Source organism: Vreelandella indica (genome assembly GCF_037070225.1).
Classification (GTDB): Bacteria; Pseudomonadota; Gammaproteobacteria; order Pseudomonadales; family Halomonadaceae; genus Vreelandella; species Vreelandella arctica.
Genome location: NZ_JBANSO010000072.1, coordinates 1 through 2,534 on the forward strand (window position 1 = coordinate 1; position 2,534 = coordinate 2,534).

General features: G+C 39.6%; 2 protein-coding genes. Both read right to left on the reverse strand.

The window, feature by feature from the left end:
• Positions 1 to 188: 188 nt before the first annotated feature.
• Positions 189 to 1,301: an ATP-dependent nuclease gene (locus tag V8L71_RS20470; RefSeq protein ID WP_336275313.1), complete on the reverse strand. Its 1,113-nt coding sequence runs from the start codon at positions 1,299 to 1,301 to the stop codon at positions 189 to 191.
• Positions 1,302 to 1,355: 54 nt separating this feature from the next.
• Positions 1,356 to 2,393, reverse strand: a complete 1,038-nt coding sequence (locus V8L71_RS20475) for a putative phage abortive infection protein (protein WP_336275314.1) — start codon at positions 2,391 to 2,393, stop codon at positions 1,356 to 1,358.
• Between the last annotated feature and the right edge of the window lie 141 nt (positions 2,394 to 2,534).

The window sequence follows — 2,534 nt, forward strand, 5'->3', positions numbered from 1 at the left end:
GGCGATTCCGGAAAACTGCCCAAAATCGGTCACGATAAAACGGAATGCGCGGTCACCATCATCCAGAACAGACGGTCACGTTCAAACGGAATGGGCGGTCACGATAGGGCGGAATACGCAGGAAGCGGCGGTTGGTGTTGGTTTTTGGTGTAAGGCCCTGAAACGTTAACACTTTCAGCCGCTTTCTTTTATACCCCGTGAGAAATCCAGGCTAGTAGATCTCTGATTTGACCTATATTTTTAGCCGGAACGGCCTTACCGCTATTTACGATAACGTTTGACCTTATATCTGATCTATCTACAAACAGTGGATTATGTGTGGTAAGAACAACCTGATTATTTTCACCCAGAGTCATAATGACTTCATTTAGCTGGTGTATTGCGGCAGGGTGTAAATGTGATTCTGGTTCTTCAATCGCAATAATTGAAGCGCCAACTGAAGATCCTCTATTTTTAAGAAGACCTAAAGCTGCCAAGCTTTTAACTCCATCGCCCTTGTAAAATAGACTTGTAGGAGTTCCATCGTCAATAATGATTTCGAATTCATTTCGAAATGACGAGCGCCTGCTGTCATCAGGTATGGTGACACTCACATTTGTTATACTAGGCAAAAATTCTTGCAGAGGCTCTCTGATTTGCTCTCCTAGCTCTATTAATACAGGTTCTTGAATTTTTCTTATCGTTTCAAGAGCTTCTTTGTAATCGTCATTAGCTTCAAGCTTACGCATTCTTTGCATCAGCATAACTCTAACAACCTCCATAGCTTCGTGATCAGTACGAACAGCAGGAATATAATTAAAAGTAATATTTTTACCTATAAAATCAGCGATTCTTCCCGACTTTGCATTTAATGCTGCCCCACCTGCCCCTCGCTTTTCTACCACTCTAATGCTTGGTTTATCGTCTTTTCCGACTCTGATTTCAATTGGAAGTGATCCGTTCAACCTTGACTTAACTTCTATTTTAAATAGATCTATTTCCTCGGGAGTCAGAAGAAATTCAAGCCTAAATATAGTTTGAGCGCTGGACTTCCTATCTTGAAGTGTTATTGGGAAATCTCGCTCCCAAAGGTAATGAGAATCATCCTTTCGAGCATATCTTCTCGGGCCTAAAAAAGCCTCTCCCCGCCTTTCCGATATTGCATGGTATTGCAATGTCGTCATGGCAATATCCAACGATTTTAAGAGGTTAGATTTCCCCTCATTATTTCGTCCAATCAAAATGGTGGTTTGGGACAAAGAAACTTTATGCGCTTTAGTTATGCTTCTAAAGTTTGTGACAGAGAAATTAATTAGCTTCATTTTATTCTACTATCCCTGAAATTTTGTAAGAGCTATATGGAGTTAACGCCTAAATCAGCCGCCGCTTTCAGCGGTCGGCTGGATTTCTTTGTTAGGCTTCAAGTTATACGGTATACCTTTGTTTTTCCCGAAAGCCCCACCAAATGTTTTTTGCAAATCAACATAGCTAAAATCCTTTTTATTCTTGTATTCCATTACTTGCTCCTTACTTGCCAAGACAGAACCCGCAACAATAAACGCTTCCTCGTATTCTTTTATTGGCAAATGTTCAAGCATGCTATATTCGACGAGTAAGTTTTTAAAGCGACCGGTATCACTAATGCCTTCTAGGCAATTTATAAAAAGTAAGGCTAACTCTTTTGTAGACAGTTGAGATCGAAGAATACTTGCATATTTCCTCTTATTTTCCTTGCTCACTACACCTTCATCATGGCTATGTATAACTTTCAATGCTTGATACAAATTTCTGAAATAGTGACCCAAAACATGATTGTGGTTGTCTTGTATCGCCTTATAGCGTTCTAAAATTTCAGCGGGTGACTTAGCCCCATATGTAATGAAGTCAAGAATCTCATCAAATGCCACTCGTCCATTAAAAGTGGTTTTTTTGGACATCTTTATAAAATTTAGAAAAACCTCTTCGGCAATCCCTGTAAACTCACCTTTCGCTTTTAGTTCATTTATATCGACCTTTAGGTTGTCCACAATTTTATGATGCAAATCAAGTATGTTAAAAAAAGTAATCTCTACCGCTTGCGTACTCAATGCATCTGCTGTTTTTTCATATTCAATTCTAGATAGCCTTAATTCTTGCCTCTGAATAACGATAGTTGCAATCAAACCAAAAAGAGTTAGAAACGTAAGTATTGGATTAAGTACGCCTCCAAAGAAATCGCCGAATGTACCTAGATCCGATATTTTTTCGGTAAATGAAAAAACATATAGATTTATGATAAGGAGAGAGAACGCAATTGCTGCTGCTACGAGCAAAATAGTTGCTAACACGCGGGGTAGGCCTTGGTTCAATTTCTGATCATTGGCCTGTGGAAATAACTCATCAAACCATGTGTAGAATTTTTCAATTCGGTTCATTGCGTCCCTTAATTTTTTAGCCTAACGAGGCTGTAGAAAAACCCGATTTCGAGCCGTTTCCACCGCCTGTTGTCCTTATTCATTTACCCAGCCGGTCATCTGGCTGGGTAATCTTAATATCGGCATTTAGCCACTTGAGCG